This is a genomic window from Acidimicrobiia bacterium (assembly GCA_035948415.1).
GTDB lineage: Bacteria > Actinomycetota > Acidimicrobiia > IMCC26256 > PALSA-555 > PALSA-555.
This window is the reverse complement of sequence record DASZJD010000096.1, coordinates 52709-67349: the sequence shown is the minus strand read 5'-3', so window position 1 is coordinate 67349 and position 14641 is coordinate 52709. Positions and strand designations below refer to the sequence as shown.

The 14641-nt window shown below is 69.8% G+C and carries 14 protein-coding genes and 2 tRNA genes; 2 read left to right on the top strand and 14 right to left on the bottom strand.

The genetic code is table 11. The features are described from left to right. Window positions 1–66 precede the first annotated feature (66 nt). A tRNA-Thr gene (locus VG869_13505) sits at window positions 67–139 on the bottom strand. Between the two features lie 58 nt (window positions 140–197). On the opposite strand from VG869_13505, the gene VG869_13500 reads away from it, so the two are divergent. Further along, complete coding sequence (locus VG869_13500) at window positions 198–671, top strand: GNAT family N-acetyltransferase (protein ID HEV3452201.1); 474 nt, start codon at window positions 198–200, stop codon at window positions 669–671. Window positions 672–800: 129 nt separating this feature from the next. On the opposite strand, the gene VG869_13495 is transcribed toward VG869_13500, so the two are convergent. Next, window positions 801–881 (bottom strand) — tRNA-Tyr (locus VG869_13495). A gap of 50 nt (window positions 882–931) precedes the next feature. Between VG869_13495 and VG869_13490 the strand changes: the two genes are divergently transcribed. Further along, complete coding sequence (locus VG869_13490) at window positions 932–1420, top strand: YajQ family cyclic di-GMP-binding protein (protein ID HEV3452200.1); 489 nt, start codon at window positions 932–934, stop codon at window positions 1418–1420. 9 nt (window positions 1421–1429) lie between these two features. Here VG869_13490 and VG869_13485 read toward each other — a convergent pair whose 3' ends face one another. The 12 genes from VG869_13485 to VG869_13430 form a co-directional block, all read right to left on the bottom strand. Next, window positions 1430–2284 carry a zinc metalloprotease HtpX gene (locus VG869_13485; GenBank protein ID HEV3452199.1) on the bottom strand — a complete coding sequence of 285 codons (855 nt, stop codon included), beginning with the start codon at window positions 2282–2284 and terminating at the stop codon, window positions 1430–1432. Between the two features lie 71 nt (window positions 2285–2355). Further along, window positions 2356–2844, bottom strand: coding sequence for a hypothetical protein (locus tag VG869_13480; GenBank protein HEV3452198.1), 489 nt, complete (start codon window positions 2842–2844; stop codon window positions 2356–2358). After that, the gene (gene acs / locus VG869_13475) at window positions 2841–4808 is read right to left on the bottom strand and encodes an acetate--CoA ligase (protein HEV3452197.1); all 1968 of its coding nucleotides are present in this window, start codon (window positions 4806–4808) and stop codon (window positions 2841–2843) included. Before acs ends, VG869_13480 begins: the two co-directional genes overlap by 4 nt. A gap of 79 nt (window positions 4809–4887) precedes the next feature. After that, window positions 4888–6048 carry a class I SAM-dependent methyltransferase gene (locus tag VG869_13470; protein HEV3452196.1) on the bottom strand — a complete coding sequence of 387 codons (1161 nt, stop codon included), beginning with the start codon at window positions 6046–6048 and terminating at the stop codon, window positions 4888–4890. Between the two features lie 38 nt (window positions 6049–6086). Then, on the bottom strand, window positions 6087–7544 hold the full coding sequence (locus VG869_13465; protein HEV3452195.1) for an NADH-quinone oxidoreductase subunit N: 1458 nt from the start codon (window positions 7542–7544) through the stop codon (window positions 6087–6089). Between the two features lie 3 nt (window positions 7545–7547). Continuing rightward, window positions 7548–9092 carry an NADH-quinone oxidoreductase subunit M gene (locus VG869_13460; protein ID HEV3452194.1) on the bottom strand — a complete coding sequence of 515 codons (1545 nt, stop codon included), beginning with the start codon at window positions 9090–9092 and terminating at the stop codon, window positions 7548–7550. 19 nt (window positions 9093–9111) lie between these two features. Continuing rightward, window positions 9112–11169: an NADH-quinone oxidoreductase subunit L gene (gene nuoL / locus VG869_13455; GenBank protein HEV3452193.1), complete on the bottom strand. Its 2058-nt coding sequence runs from the start codon at window positions 11167–11169 to the stop codon at window positions 9112–9114. Window positions 11170–11176: 7 nt separating this feature from the next. Then, complete coding sequence (gene nuoK / locus VG869_13450; GenBank protein HEV3452192.1) at window positions 11177–11476, bottom strand: NADH-quinone oxidoreductase subunit NuoK; 300 nt, start codon at window positions 11474–11476, stop codon at window positions 11177–11179. A 1-nt stretch (window position 11477) separates the two neighbouring features. Then, window positions 11478–11984 (bottom strand): NADH-quinone oxidoreductase subunit J, encoded by a 507-nt coding sequence (locus tag VG869_13445; protein ID HEV3452191.1) that lies wholly within the window; start codon window positions 11982–11984, stop codon window positions 11478–11480. 6 nt (window positions 11985–11990) lie between these two features. Continuing rightward, window positions 11991–12485, bottom strand: coding sequence for an NADH-quinone oxidoreductase subunit I (locus VG869_13440; GenBank protein ID HEV3452190.1), 495 nt, complete (start codon window positions 12483–12485; stop codon window positions 11991–11993). Beyond that, window positions 12485–13522, bottom strand: coding sequence for a complex I subunit 1 family protein (locus tag VG869_13435; protein HEV3452189.1), 1038 nt, complete (start codon window positions 13520–13522; stop codon window positions 12485–12487). The genes VG869_13440 and VG869_13435 overlap by 1 nt, the downstream gene beginning before the upstream one ends. Next, a complete protein-coding gene (locus VG869_13430) occupies window positions 13519–14598 on the bottom strand; it encodes an NADH-quinone oxidoreductase subunit D (GenBank protein ID HEV3452188.1) in 1080 nt (359 codons plus the stop codon). The genes VG869_13435 and VG869_13430 overlap by 4 nt, the downstream gene beginning before the upstream one ends. Window positions 14599–14641 lie beyond the last annotated feature (43 nt).

Here is a 14641-nt window from a genome sequence, read left to right as displayed (position 1 = left end):
GCGGGACTCGAACCCGCGACGCCGCGATTATGAGCCGCGTGCTCTGCCAACTGAGCTACACCGCCGAGCCCCCTTACGGACTCGAACCGTAGACCCCTTCCTTACCATGGAAGTGCTCTGCCGACTGAGCTAAGGGGGCGTCGCGTAGAGGATAGCAACCGGCTACGTTCCGCCCGGTGGGAGTCAGCGTGCGGTTGGTGGAGCCACGCGACGCGGACTCCACGCGCGGCATCTACAACCGTGAGGTGCTCGAGTCAACGGTGACGTTCGACATGCGAGAGCGCACGCTCGATGAGCAGCGGGCGTGGATCGCCGAGCACACCGGCGCCCACACCGCGGTGGTGGCGGTCGACGAGTCGGCCACCGTCGTCGGCTTCGGTTCCCTGTCCCCGTACCGGCCGCGGCCCGCCTACGCACCGACCGTCGAGGACTCGGTCTACGTCCACCGGGACCACCGGGGCCGCGGCTACGGCCGGGTGCTGCTCGAGGACCTCGTCCGTCACGCCCGAGCCCACGGGTTCCACAGCGTCATCGCTCGCATCGTGGGGGGCCACGAGACGTCCATCGCGCTGCACGCGGCCTGCGGCTTCGCCTACGCGGGGACCGAGCACGAGGTCGGCCGCAAGTTCGGCCGCTGGCTCGACGTGGTCCTGATGCAGCGCATGCTGTGAGGACCGGAGGCGTCGACGGCGCGCTCGACGAGGTGGCCCGAGCCCTGGCCGCCGAGCTCGGGATGTGATCGAGAGCGTCCGCCCGCGCCGATGCCGGCGCGCCAGCGCCGAGGTCTCGGGGGCGGAGCGTGGGCCGGGCTGGATTCGAACCAGCGAAGCTTGCGCGACGGTTTTACAGACCGTTCCCTTTGGCCACTCGGGCACCGACCCCAGGTCCGCGTACGATACCAGTCGCCGATTCCGCTTCGAGGGGGAGAGCGATGCCGACGTTCGACGTCGTCTCGCAGGTCGACATGCAAGAGGTGCGCAACGCCGTCGACCAGACCTCGCGCGAGATCTCCACGCGCTTCGACTTCAAGGGGACCGATTCGTCGGTGGCGCTCCAGGCCGCGTCCATCGAGCTGCACACCGAGAGCGACCAGCGGCTGCGCGCCCTCACGCAGGTGCTCGAGGAAAAGCTCGTGCGGCGCAAGGTGTCGCTGAAGGCCCTCGCCTACGGCAAGGTGGAGGAGGCGTCGAAGGGACGGGTCCGCCAGGTGGTCGCGCTCAACGTCGGGATCAACCAGGACAAGGCCCGGGAGATCGGGAAGTTCCTCAAGGGCCTGAACCTGAAGGGCGTCTCACACCAGGTGCAGGGCGACCAGCTGCGGATCAGCGGCAAGAAGAGGGACGACCTGCAGGCGGCCATCCAGGCCATGCGGGAGCACGACTTCGGGATCCCGCTGCAGTTCACGAACCAGCGGGACTGAGGGCGCCGCCTACCAGGTCTCCTGACGCAGGCGCGCGACGCGCTCCGCCGTCGGCGGGTGGGTCGAGAAGAGGCCGGCGAAGCTGACCCGGCGTCCGGTGAGCGGGTTGATGATGTACGCCGTCGCCTCGGCCGGGCTCACGTTCATCGGGACCTGCTTGGCGTACGCCTCGATCTTCTCGAGGGCCCGGGCCAGGGGCTCGCCGTCGTGGAGCAGGTGGGCGCCGCTGGCGTCGGCCTGGTACTCGCGGGACCGGGAGAGGGCCATCTGCACGACGATGGCGGCGATCGGGGCCAGGATCAACATGGCCAGCAGGCCGAAGATATTGCCCTCCCCGTCACGCCCGCCGCCCCCGCCGCCGAAGATGGCGCCGAACATGGCGAGGCGGGCGAGGAACATGATGGCCAGGGCGACCGAGGCCGCGACGGAGCTGATCAGGATGTCGTGGTTGCGCACGTGGGACAGCTCGTGGGCGAGCACGCCGCGCAGCTCGTCGTCGTCGAGCACCTGGAGGATCCCCTGGGTGCAGCACACGGCCGCGTGGTGCTCGTTGCGGCCGGTCGCGAAGGCGTTGGGCTGCCGCTCGGGTGAGACGTAGAGGCGCGGCATGGGGATGCCGGCGCGCTGGGCCAGGTCCTCGACGATGGCGTAGAGCCGGGGGGCCTCCTCCCGCGTGACCGGCTTCGCCCGCGCCGCCTTGATGGCCAGCGTGTCGCTGAACCAGTAGGAGCCGCCGGCGAAGGCGAGGCCGAGCAGGAGGCCGATGGCGAGCCCACCGGTGCCGCCGAGCGCGGCGCCGATCCCCAGGAACAACGCGCCGAGGGCGGCCAGGAGGACGGTGGTCTTCAGGGTGTTCCGCAGCATCCTTCACCTCGAGTGGCCGCTGGGTGCGGCCCTTCACCGACGTGAACGCTACCGACCCCCCGCTCGTTCCCTCAGTCGTAGTAGCCGGAGTGGACGTAGAGGCACGGGACCCCCTCGGCCCGGAACATCGCCACGTTGCGGCGGTCGTCCTCGATGGCGAGCCGGAGGTCGAAGCCGTACCGCCGGAGGTCCCCCACCGCGGCCTGCTTGAACTCGCGCGACAGCTCGTAGGCGCCGGCGCTGCGCATGACGAGCAGGTCCCAGCGGATTCGGTACCGCCGGAGCCAGGCCTCGGTCAGGTGGTGGATCCGCCCGGGACGGGCGGTGAGCAGCACGATGCGCAGCGCCGGGTCCAGGAGGTCGAGGAGCACGCGGACCTCCTCGATGACCGGGTCGTCCGCGCAGGCGTCGAAGAACGCCCGCCAGTCCTGCACCGGGGCCTCGAGGTAGTGCTGGCGGCTGGCGGCGTCGGAGAGGACGCCGTCGAGGTCCACCACGGCGGCCCGGCCGGGAGGGACGGACCCCTCGCGCCAGGTCCAGTGGCCCGGCGGGCCGGTCACTCGTCGTCGCCGGCGGCCTGGCTCGCCAGGTACCGCGCCTTGATCCCCTCCACGACCGTCGGGTCCGCCAGCGTCGTCGTGTCGCCGAGGGCCTCGTCCTCACTGACGTTGCGGAGCAGCCGCCGCATGATCTTGCCCGAGCGGGTCTTCGGCAGGTCCTCGGTGAACAGGATCGACTGGGGTCGGGCGATGGGGCCGATGGTGTGCGCGACGTGGGCCCGCAGCGCCTCGACGAGCTCGTCGCTCGGCTCGGTGCCGGAGCGCAAGGTGACGAACGCGGCGATCGCCTGGCCCGTCGTGGCGTCGGCCCGCCCGACGACGGCGGCCTCGGCCACCGCGGGGTGGCCGACCAGGGCGTGCTCCACCTCGGCGGTGGAGATGTTGTGGCCGGAGACCAGCATCACGTCGTCGACCCGCCCGAGCAACCAGAAGTAGCCGTCCTCGTCGCGCTTGGCGCCGTCGCCGGCGAAGTACCGGCCTTCGAAGCGCGACCAGTAGGTGTCGCGGTACCGCTGCGGGTCGCCCCAGATGCCCCGTAGCATCGCCGGCCACGGCCGGGTGAGCGCGAGGTAGCCGCCGCCGGGGATCGGAACCGCCGCGCCGGCGTCGTTCACCACGTCGGCGCCGATGCCCGGGAGGGGGAACGTGGCGCTGCCGGGCTTGAGCGTGGTCGCGCCGGGCAGCGGGCTGATCATGATGGCGCCCGTCTCCGTCTGCCACCACGTGTCGACGACCGGGCATCGCCCCCCGCCGATGTGCTGCCAGTACCAGACCCAGGCCTCGGGGTTGATCGGCTCCCCGACGGTGCCGAGCAGGCGCAGCGACGACAGGTCGCGCCGTCCCGGGAACTCGGGACCCCACTTCATGAACGTGCGGATGGCCGTCGGCGCCGTGTAGAGGGTCGTCACGCGGTAGCGCTCGACGATCCGCCAGAGCCGGTCCTTGTCGGGGAAGTCGGGCGTGCCCTCGTAGAGGACGCTGGTGGCCCGGTTCGCGAGCGGTCCGTACACGATGTACGAGTGGCCGGTCACCCAGCCGACGTCGGCCGCGCACCAGTACACGTCGGTCTCGGGCTTCAGGTCGAACACGTAGCGGTGGGTGAACGCGACCTGGGTCAGGTACCCGCCCGTCGTGTGCATGATCCCCTTGGGCTTGGCCGTCGTCCCGCTCGTGTACAGGAGATAGAGGAGGTCCTCGGCGTCCATGACCTCGGCCGGGCAGGTCGACGACTGGCGGGGGACCACGTCGTCCCACCAGACGTCGCGCCCGTCGCGCATGGCGACGCCGTCCTGGCCGGTGCGGCGGAGCACGAGCACCCGCTCGATCGTCGGGCAGTCGGCCAGGGCGACGTCCGCGGTCTCCTTGAGGGGGACGACGCTGCCGCGCCGCCAGGCGCCGTCGCCGGTGATCAGGACCTTGGCCTCGGCGTCGTTGATGCGGTCGCGGAGGGAGTCGGAGGAGAAGCCCCCGAACACGACCGAGTGGGGCGCGCCGATCCGGGCGCAGGCGAGCAAGGAGACGGGCAGCTCGGGAACCATGCCCAGGTAGATGTTGACGCGGTCCCCCTTCCGCACCCCGAGCTCGCGCAGCGCGTTGGCGAGGCGGCAGACCTCCTCGAGCAGCTCCGAGTACGTGATCGTGCGCGTGTCGCCCGGCTCGCCCTCCCAGTGATAGGCGACCTGCCCGCCGTGGCCGGCGGCGACGTGGCGGTCGAGGCAGTTGTGGGTCGCGTTCAGCTTCCCGCCCACGAACCACTTCGCGAACGGCAGGTCCCACTCCAGGATCGTGTGCCACTCCTCGGACCAGTCGAGCAGCTCGGCCGCCTGTCGAGCCCAGAAGCCCTCGAGGTCGCGGTCGGCCTCCTCGTAGATCTCGACGCCGGTCACGAGCGCGTCGCGCTTGAACTCGGCCGGGGGTCGAAACGTCCGGCCCTCGGCGAGCAGCGACTCGATCGTCTCCGGCATGCGCGTCCCCCTCGGTGTGCGCGGCGAGGCTAACGCGACGCGCTCCGGGCCAGCGCGGCTGTGCGAGGTCGTCGACGGGTCAGGTGCGGGCGAGGACGACGACTCGGTGTCCACCGAGGCCGGAGGGATCGGTGAGCGCGCTCGCCTCCACGGACCGGCTGCGCCCGGCGACGGCCTCGAGGTCCCCGAGGTGGGCCCGAGCGTCCCAGCGGCGCCGGCCCTCGTCGACGAGCGCATCGATGCCGAGGCTGCGGAGCCACTCCGTCTGCCTCGTGTCGAGGGCCACCGCGTAGCCGGCTCGGAGGGCGGCGCGCCGCAGCCACCCGAGCGGGACGTCGGTGGTGATGTCCTGCGCGCCCGGCGCGTCGAGCGGGTCGCTGCCGCGCCCGTGGCCCCGGTACGTGCGCAGCCACCCGGACGGCCCGTGGGGCCCACGGGCCAGCAGGCCGGCGGTGTCGTCGGCGTAGTCGACGACCCAGAGCTCGCCGCGCCGAAGCGTCGTCGCGCTGCGCTCGAGCCAGCCCGCCGCTCCGACCGGGACCGGCACGCGCTCCCCCGGGCGCGGCGTGACGCCCGCGGTCAGCTCGTCGGCCGCAACACCGAGCTCGGCCGAGGCGTCGACGAGCACCTCCATGAAGGCGCCGTCGGCGAGCCCGACGCGCACCTCCCGCCAGGTGCCGGGGCCCCGCTCGACGACGCGCACGGGCAGGTTGTCGAGGAGCTCGTTCGCGACGACGACCCCGGTCAGTGGGAGGTCGGGCAGGTCGTCGAGGACAGTGACCACGGGCCCGGTGCCGGCCACCGGCTCGGGCGGCTCGTCGCGCGTCGTGGCCGCGAACGCACCGAGCGCGACCGCCGGGGGCTCGAGCGCGAGGAGGGCGCGGGCGTCGGCCCGCAGGGTGGCGGACCGCTCGACGAGCACGGCCCGCAGCGCCGGCGCGCACGCCGGCTCGGCCCGCAGGACGTCGGCCACCAGCCGGCCCCGGCCGCCGCCGGCGTCGACGAACACGAAGGGATCGGGCTGGCCCAGCCGCACCCAGGTCTCGTCGAGCGCCCGCGCCACGAGCGCGCCGAAGAGCGGCCCGACCTCCGGGCTGGTCACGAAGTCGCGGCCGGCGCGGCCAGCGCCGCGGTGGGCGAAGAAGGCGTCGAGGGCGGCGGCCTGGAAGTCGGCGAACGGGATCGGCCCGGCTCGGCGGATGCGCTCGCGCAGCTGCGGGGCGGGGCCGACCTCGGACACGGCGCCGCTACGAGGACCTCGGACCGGGCCGAGGCGGGTCATCCCCGCTGGAACGCAAGCTCACCGAGGCGGGCGAAGAACTGGGGATACACGCCGACGACGAGGATCACGGCCGTCATGAGGGCCATGGCCGCGCCCAGCCCGACGGGCACGCGGGCCGTGGCCGGGGCGACACCGTCGGAGGGCTCCTCGAACCAGAACCGGCGTGCGACGCCCGCGTAGTAGAAGAACGCGATCACGGAGTTGACGGCCGCAATGACGCCGAGCACCACGGCGGCGGTGGTGTTGGCGTCGAACACGGCGCGGAACATCACGAACTTGGCGAACCAGCCCGCGAGCGGTGGCACGCCGGCCAGCGAGAACAGGAACAGCGTGAACATGACCGCGACGGCGGGGCTGGTGCGGCCGAGCCCGGCGTAGCTCGGGATCTCCGCCGATCGGGTGCGGCGGGCGGCGGCGATCACGGCCGCGAAGGCGCCCAAGTTCATGGCGCCGTAGATGAGGATGTAGATGATGACGGCTTGCCAGGCGCTGTTGCCGTGGACGTCGCCGGCGACCGCGAGGGGCACGAGGATGAACCCGCCCTGCGCCACCGAGGAGTAGGCGAGCATGCGGACCACGTTCGTCTGCCGCAGCGCGGCGAGGTTCCCGAGCGTCATCGACGCCGCCGCGAGCACCCACAACGCCGGCTGCCACGAGTCGCCGGACGGGAAGAACCCGAACCGCACGATGGTCAGCAGGGCCACGAACCCTCCGGCCTTCGAGGCGACGGACAGGAACGCGGTCACGGGTGTCGGCGCGCCCTCGTAGGTGTCCGGGGCCCAGAAGTGGAAGGGGACGGCGCTCACCTTGAAGGCGAACCCAACCAGCGTGAGGAAGACCGCGACCGCGAAGAGGGTTGGCGTGCTGCCGCTCGCATAGCGGTGGATGTCGATGAGGACGGTCGAGTTCGCGAGCCCGAAGATGATCGACATGCCGTAGAGCATGACGGCCGAGGACAGCACGCCGATCAGGAAGTACTTGATGCCGGCCTCGTTGGACCTGGTGTCGTGCTTCCGCCACGCGGCGAGGACGAAGGTCGGGATCGTGAGGGTCTCGAGCGCGACGAAGAGCGACACGAGGTCTCGGGCTGACGTGATGGCGACCATGCCGAGCACCGAGGTCAGCAGGAGGACGTAGTACTCCCCTTGGTAGTAGTCGCCCTCGCCGATGTAGTCGAAGGAGACGAGCAGCGTGACGTACCCGGCCACGAGGAAGAACCCCGTGAGGACGAGCGAGTACGCGTCCACCACGAACGCGCCGCCGAACAGCGAGCGGGTCCCGCCGTCGACGGCGAGCGTGAGCACCGGGATGAGCGAGCCGAGGATCCCGAAGCTTGAGATCTGGGCCGGGAGCTTGGGATCGTCGGTGAAGAGGTCGACGACGAGCACGACGATGATCGTCGCGGTGAGGACGATCTCGGGCGCGAGGGCGTGGAAGTCGACGTGCGGGTTCACGGGTCACCCACCGAAGACTCGGCTGACGTTCGTGACCGCGCCGTTGCTCATGTGGAACACGAGGTTCGGGTAGACGCCGAGCGCGGTGATCAGGAGGAGCAGCGGCGTCCAGGCCACCCACTCCGGGACGTGGACGTCGTGGATGTGGGCGGTCCGGAACTCGGCGCTGGCCGAGCCGAAGGCGACCCGCTGGTACATCCAGAGGAGGTAGCCGGCCGCGAGCACGGTGCCGACAGCGGCGACGACCATGAACACGCGGAAGGTGACGAGGTGGTCGCCGTTCAGGAGGCCCTGGGCCAGGCGGGCGGGGTTGTACGACGACAGGATCGACGGGAACTCGCCCCAGAACCCGGCGAGGCCGGGAAGCCCGAGCGACGCCATGGCGCAGAACCCGAGGATCCACCCCAGCCGGGGGGCCTGGGTGAGCAGCCCGCCGAGCCGGCTCATCTCTCGGGTCTCGTAGCGCTCCTGGACCGAGCCGGCGACGAAGAAGAGCATGCCCGTGATGAGCCCGTGGGCGACCATGCCGAACACCGCCGCGTTCAGCCCGAAGCTCGTCAGGGTCGCGATGCCGAGCATGACGAAGCCCATGTGGGCCACCGACGAGAAGGCGATCAGGCGTTTCATGTCCCGCTGGGCCAGGCAGCACAGCGCGCCGTAGATGATCCCGATCACCGCCAGCAGGCCGAGCCACGGGGCCCAGGTCCGGGCCGCGCTCGGCAGGATCGGCAACGCGATGCGGATGAATCCGTAGGTGCCGAGCTTCAGCAGGATCGCCGCCAGCAGCACCGATCCGACCGTCGGGGCCTCGGTGTGGGCGTCGGGCAGCCAGGTGTGGAAGGGGAACATCGGCACCTTGATCGCGAATCCCAGGAAGAGACCGCCGAACACGAGCACCTGGGTGCCGTGGGCGATGCCGGCACCGCCGAGGTGCGAGAGCTCGGGCATCTGGAAGGTCTGGTTCTTCGACAGGAAGAAGATCGCCAGGAAGCTCACGAGCATCAGCGCCGACCCGAACAGGGTGAAGAGGAAGAACTTGATCGCCGCGTACTGCCGGTTCGCGCCACCCCAGACCCCGATCATGAAGAACATCGGCAGCAGGACGAGCTCGAAGAAGACGAAGAAGAGGATGAGATCCTGGGCCATGAAGGTCCCGTTCATCCCGACCTCGAGGAGGAGGATGAGGGCCAGGAACGCCTTCGGGCTGTGCGGCTCCGGGAAGTGGTTCCACGAGTACACGACGCAGGCAACCACCATGACCATCGAGAGGATCAGGAGCGGGAGCCCGATCCCGTCGACGCCCATGTGGTACCGCGCTTTGATCACCGAGATCCACGGCTTGTCGATGATGAACTGGAGGCGCCCGGCGTGGCCGTAGTCGAAGTCGGCGAGGATGCCGACTCCGACGAGCGCGGTCGCGACCGACGCCACCAGGGCGGTGACCTTGATCGCCCGCTCCCGCGCGGTGGGGATGAGCAGCACCGCCGCCAACCCCGCCAGCGGGATGAACGCCGCCAGGGTCAGCGCTGAGTCGTCGAACCAGTGCATCGCTTGTCGTTACCTCGCTTCAGATCGTGTTCGTCAAGAGCAGGGCGAGGCTCAGCACGCCCACACCGGCGAAGAGCAGCAGCGCGTACCGTTGGAGGCGCCCGGACTGGACGCGGCTCAGCTCGCCGCCCGCGGCCCCGGCCTCGTGCGCCAGCTCGTTCACGGCACCGTCGACGAGCCGCTGGTCCACGACGGCGTACGTGTAGCGGGCGACGACGACGGCACCGCGGCCGAGGCCGTTCACGACGCCGTCGATCACGTTCTGGTCGATCCAGTACGCGATCCGCGCCACGGGACCTCGGATCCCCGCGATGATCACCTTCTCGTACAGGTCGTCGAGGTAGAGCTTGTTCACGAGCAGCGTGTAGCCCCGGCGCGCCAGCACGCTGCGCTCGGTCAGGCCGCTCAGCGCCGGGAGGTCGTCGCGCCGGAACCAGTAGTACGCCGCGACCCCGATCGCCACCAGCGCGATCCCGACCGAGAGGACCGCCTTCGGGTAGTCGAAGGCGGCGTGGCCGATGCTCGGGAAGGCGAAGGTGGGCTCGACCCAGTCCTTGATCTTCTCGAGGCCCAGCGGAGCGGCGTTGACGAGGCCTGCGCCGACCGACAGCGCGCCGAGGACGACGAGCGGGGTGGTGATCGCCCGCTCCGACTCGTGTGGTTGCCCGTGGCCCCGGAACTCGCCGAAGAAGGTCAGGTAGACGGCCCGGGTCATGTACGCGGCGGTGAGGAAGGCGCCGATCAAGCCGAGGACGAGGAAGGCGGTGTAGCCGTTGGCGCCGGCGTTCACCAGGATCTCGTCCTTCGACCAGAACCCGGCGAGCGGGAAGATCCCGGCCAGTGCGAGGGACCCGATCACAAAGGTCCAGAACGTGATCGGCATCGGCTTCCGGAGCCCGCCCATCTCCCGCATGTCGAACGAATGGCCGGCGGAGTGGCTCACCGAGCCGGCGCCGAGGAAGAGGAGCGCCTTGAAGAAGGCGTGCGTGAAGAGGTGGAAGATCGCCGCGGTCCACGCCCCCACGCCGAGCGCCAGCACCATGTACCCGAGCTGACTGATGGTGGAGTACGCCAGCACCTTCTTGATGTCGTGCTGCACGAAGGCCAGCACCGCGCCGACGAGGATCGTCACCCCGCCGATCAGCGCCATGAAGTTCACGCCGCCGTGGGCGATCGAGAACCCGTTGAACAGAACGGGGTAGAGGCGGGCGCCGAGGAAGACGCCGGCCACGACCATGGTGGCGGCGTGGATGAGCGCAGAGACCGGCGTCGGTCCGGCCATCGCGTCGGGGAGCCAGGTGTGGAGCGGGAACTGGCCGCTCTTGCCGATGATGGCGACCATCAGGCACACGGCGGCGGCGAGGAGCAGGTCGTGGTGCGCATGGCTGCCGCTCGCGTACAGGTTGGTGGCGCCGACGCCGAACGACCCGACCGCGAAGAACAGGACGATGATCCCGATCATCAGCCCGATGTCGCCGGTCCGGGTGGTGAGGAAGGCCTTGATGGCGGCTCGGCTGTTCTCGGGCTCCTCCCACCAATGCCCGATCAGCATGAAGGAACACAGGCCGACCAGCTCCCAGCCCACGAGCAGCTCGACCGTGTTCTCGGCCACGACCAGCGTCAGCATCGACGCGGTGAAGAGCGACAGCGCGGCGAAGTACCAGGTGTAGCGGCGGTCGCCGCGCATGTAGGCGGTCGAGTAGATCTGGACGAGCAACGAGATAAGCGTGACGACCACGAGCATCAGGACCGTCAGACCGTCCACGTACGTCCCGACTCCGAACTTCACGCCGCCGTTCTGCCACCAGGTGACCGACTCGGTGACGGGCCTCACCACGGTGTGCGCCCCACCGGTCGGGAGGCCCTTGGCGAAGGCGGCGAGGCCCTGGCTCCGCCCGGTGGCGTCGTCGACCCGCTGGATCCACTGGCCGGCGGCGACGCAGGCGGCGACGAACGACGCCCCGACGGCGCCGATCCCCCACCAGGCCGCCTGCCTCCCCGCCCGCTTGCCGAACAGCAGGATGGCGAGGAACGAGGCCGCGGGCAGCGACGGGACGAGCCAGGCGTTCTGAAGCACGGTGCGGTCAGCCCTTCAGCTGATCGATCTCGTCGAGGTCGGGGCTATGCAGGTTCCGGTAGATGAGCAACACGATGGCCAGGCCGACCCCAACCTCGGCGGCGGCGATCGTGATCACGAACAGCGCGAAGATCTGCCCGCTCACGTTCTTCGTGAACGCCGCGAACGCCACGAGGTTGATGTTGACGGCGTTCAGCATCAGCTCGACGCTCATCAGGACCAGCACCCCGTTCCGGCGGGCGAGGACACCGTAGATGCCGGTGCAGAACAACACCGCGCTGAGGATGAGGAACTCGTTGAGCGCCACCTCAGTCCTTCCGGGCGAGGACGACGGCCCCGACGAGCGCGGCCAGCAGGAGCATCGAGACGACCTCGAACGGCACCACGTAGACGCGGAAGATGTCCTTGCCCACCGTGGCGGTCCGGCCCAGCGCGACGAGCCTGCTGCTGAAGTGGATCTGCTTGCCTCCGAAGGCGTCGACGAGGAGGGTCACCAGCACGCCCAGCACGAAGAGGGACACCACCACCGCGCCCCAGCGCTGGTCGTTGTCGAGGCGGGACCCGGCCATCCCCATCGGCGCGCGGGTGAGCATGATGCCGAACAGGAACAGGATCACGACCGCGCCGATGTAGATCAGGACCTGGACCCAGGCCACGAACTCGGCCGCGAGCAGGATGTAGAGCGCGGCGGCACCGGCCAGGACGACGACGAGGAACAGCGCGGCGTGGACGATGTTCCGGGACCGGACGACTCCGAACCCCGCCGCGGCGATCGCCACTGCGAGGATCCAGAAGGCGACCTGCTGCTCCCACATGTGCGCCTAGCGCTTCCCCGATTCGGCGCCCACCTCGAGCGGCTCGGGCTCCGGCACGGTCTCCATCCACTCGCCCAGCTTGACCTTGTCGTGGAGCAGACGCGAGATCTGGAACTCCGAGTACTCGTACTCGGGGCTCCAGAACAGCGCGTCGAACGGGCACACCTCGACGCAGATCCCGCAGTACATGCAGAGGGCATAGTCGATGTCGAAGCGGTCGAGCACGCTCACCGAGCGAGGCCGCCCTCCCTCACGGCGCGGCGGCCGCTGCTCCTTGTGTCCCTCGATGTAGATGCACCAGTCGGGACACTGCCGAGCACAGAGCATGCAGACCGTGCAGTTCTCCTCCTTCAGCGCGATGACGCCTCGGGCTCGGGGCGCCGGCGACTCCTTCTCGTGCGGGTACTGGACCGTCACCGCCGGTCGCAGCATGGTCTTCAGCGTGACGCCGAGCCCACCGATGAGACCCGGGACCTTCGGGCGGGGCAGCTTCGCCGGCATCAGAACGCCACCTTGAAGACACCGGTCAGGAGAATGTTGGCAAGCCCGAGCGGGATCAGGTACTTCCACGCCACCGCCTGCAGCTGATCCTCGCGAAGCCGGGGGTAGGTGAACCGGACCCAGAACATCAGGAACGCGACGGCCATGAGCTTGGCGAAGAGCACCGCCGGGCCGAGGATGTTCGCCCAGTCGCCGCTGACGCCCGGGATCGCCCAGCCGCCCAGGAAGAGCGTGGCCGCGATCGCGGCGAACGCGAACGCGGTGCCGAACTCGCCGATGAAGAAGAACAGGAATCGAAAGCCCGTGTACTCGACCATGTAGCCGGCGACGAGCTCGCTCTCGGCGACCGGCATGTCGAAGGGCGTCTGGGTGAGCTCGGCCTGCGACGCGACGAGGAACAGCGCGAACCCGATGAGCTGGGTGAGAACGAAGGGCTCGCCGAGACCTCCCCACCCGAAGATCGAGCCGCGTTGCTGGGCCAGGACGATTCCTTGGAGGCTCATCGTGCCGGCCTGGATGACGACGCCCACGACGGCCAGGAGCAACGGCAGCTCGTAGGCGATGAGCTGGGCCGCAGCCCGCAGGGCGCCGAGGAGCGCGTACTTGTTCGCGCTCGCCCATCCCGCCATGAGGACCCCGACGACCGAGAGGCTCGACACGGCGAGGGCGTAGAAGACGCCGACGTCGAGATCCTTCACGACGAGGTCGGGGCCCATCGGGATGACGAGGAACACGAGGAACGTCGACATCACCACCACCGCCGGCGCGGCGGCGAAGACCCGCCGGTCGGACTGGGCCGGCATGACGTCCTCCTTCTGGAGGAACTTCAGGCCGTCGCCGACGAGCTGGTACCAGCCGTGGAAGCCTCCGGGGTCCATCGGCCCCAGGCGACTCTGCATGTGGCTCATCATCTTCAGGAGGAAGACGTACCCGAGGATCAGAGCGCCAAGGGGGATGACGGCGAGGATGACGACGGTCTTGATGGCCAGCGTCGAGCCCCACCCGATGTTGAGCGCCAGCGTCGGGAGCGTGCTCATCGGTCGATGTCGCCGAGGATGAAGTAGAGGGACGCCAGGATCGTGATGACGTCCGGCACGTAGACGCCCCGCAGCAGCCAGGGCAGGATCGAGACGTTGCTGAACGATGCCGACCGGATCTTGACCCGGAACGGACCCGTGGCCCCCTTCGAGATCACGTAGTAGCCCATCTGACCGAGCGGGTTCTCGGTCTCCACCCAGATCTCGCCCTCCGGCACCTTGATGATGCGCGGCACCTTCGCCATGACCGGGCCGCTCGGCATCTGGTCGAGGCACTGCAGCACCATCCGTGCGGCCTCGCGCGTCTCCTGGAGCCGGACCCAGTAGCGCGAGTACGAGTCGCCGTCGGGGTGGGTCCACACCTGGAAGTCGAGCTCCGGGTACGCGAGGTAGGAGCGGTCTCGCCGCAGGTCCCAGTCCACGCCCGAGGCCCGCAGGTTCGACCCCGAGACGCCGTAGCCGGCCCCGACCGTCGGCGGGATGATGCCGATGCCCTTGGTGCGAGCCCCGAAGATCTCGTTCTTCAGCACGAGGTCCTCGAAGTCGTCGCAGGCATCGAGGACGACCTTCATCGTCGAGCGGCACTCGGCGATCCACCCCCACGGCAGGTCGTCCTTCAGCCCGCCGATGCGGTTGAAGTTGGGGTGGAACCGCCCCCCGGTGGCGGCCTCGATGAGGTTCAGCACGTACTCACGGTCCCGGAAGCCGTAGAAGGCGGGGGTGAGCGCGCCGACCTGGAGCCCCATCTCGCCCAGGAAGAGCAGGAACGTGGCGATCCGCGACAGCTCGGTGAGGACGGTCCGGATGTAGACGGCCCGGGCCGGCGCCTCGACGCCCATCAAGGCCTCGGCCGCGGCCATGAAGGGGACCTCGTTGGCGAAGCTGGAGAGCCAGTCGATGCGGTTGATGAGCGTCGTGATCTGCGGATAGGTCCGGAACTCGGTGAGCTTCTCGTAGCCACGGTGCATGTAGCCGATCACCGGGTCTGCGCTCACGACCCGCTCGCCGTCGAGCCGGACCACGATGCGCAGCGTGCCGTGCGTCGCCGGGTGCTGGGGCCCGAGGTTCAGGATCATGTCGCCGGTGTCGAGCTCGACGTTGACCTGGGCGTCGGCGAGG

Excerpts from the sequence above, each read along its gene's own strand:
- VG869_13485 (HEV3452199.1), bottom strand. The coding sequence starts at position 2,284 with ATGCTGCGGAACACCCTGAAGACCACCGTCCTCCTGGCCGCCCTCGGC.
- VG869_13490 (HEV3452200.1), top strand. The coding sequence starts at position 932 with ATGCCGACGTTCGACGTCGTCTCGCAGGTCGACATGCAAGAGGTGCGC.
- VG869_13460 (HEV3452194.1), bottom strand. The coding sequence starts at position 9,092 with ATGCACTGGTTCGACGACTCAGCGCTGACCCTGGCGGCGTTCATCCCG.
- VG869_13445 (HEV3452191.1), bottom strand. The coding sequence starts at position 11,984 with ATGTGGGAGCAGCAGGTCGCCTTCTGGATCCTCGCAGTGGCGATCGCC.
- VG869_13430 (HEV3452188.1), bottom strand. The coding sequence starts at position 14,598 with ATGATCCTGAACCTCGGGCCCCAGCACCCGGCGACGCACGGCACGCTG.
- VG869_13440 (HEV3452190.1), bottom strand. The coding sequence starts at position 12,485 with ATGCCGGCGAAGCTGCCCCGCCCGAAGGTCCCGGGTCTCATCGGTGGG.
- acs (HEV3452197.1), bottom strand. The coding sequence starts at position 4,808 with ATGCCGGAGACGATCGAGTCGCTGCTCGCCGAGGGCCGGACGTTTCGA.
- VG869_13435 (HEV3452189.1), bottom strand. The coding sequence starts at position 13,522 with ATGAGCACGCTCCCGACGCTGGCGCTCAACATCGGGTGGGGCTCGACG.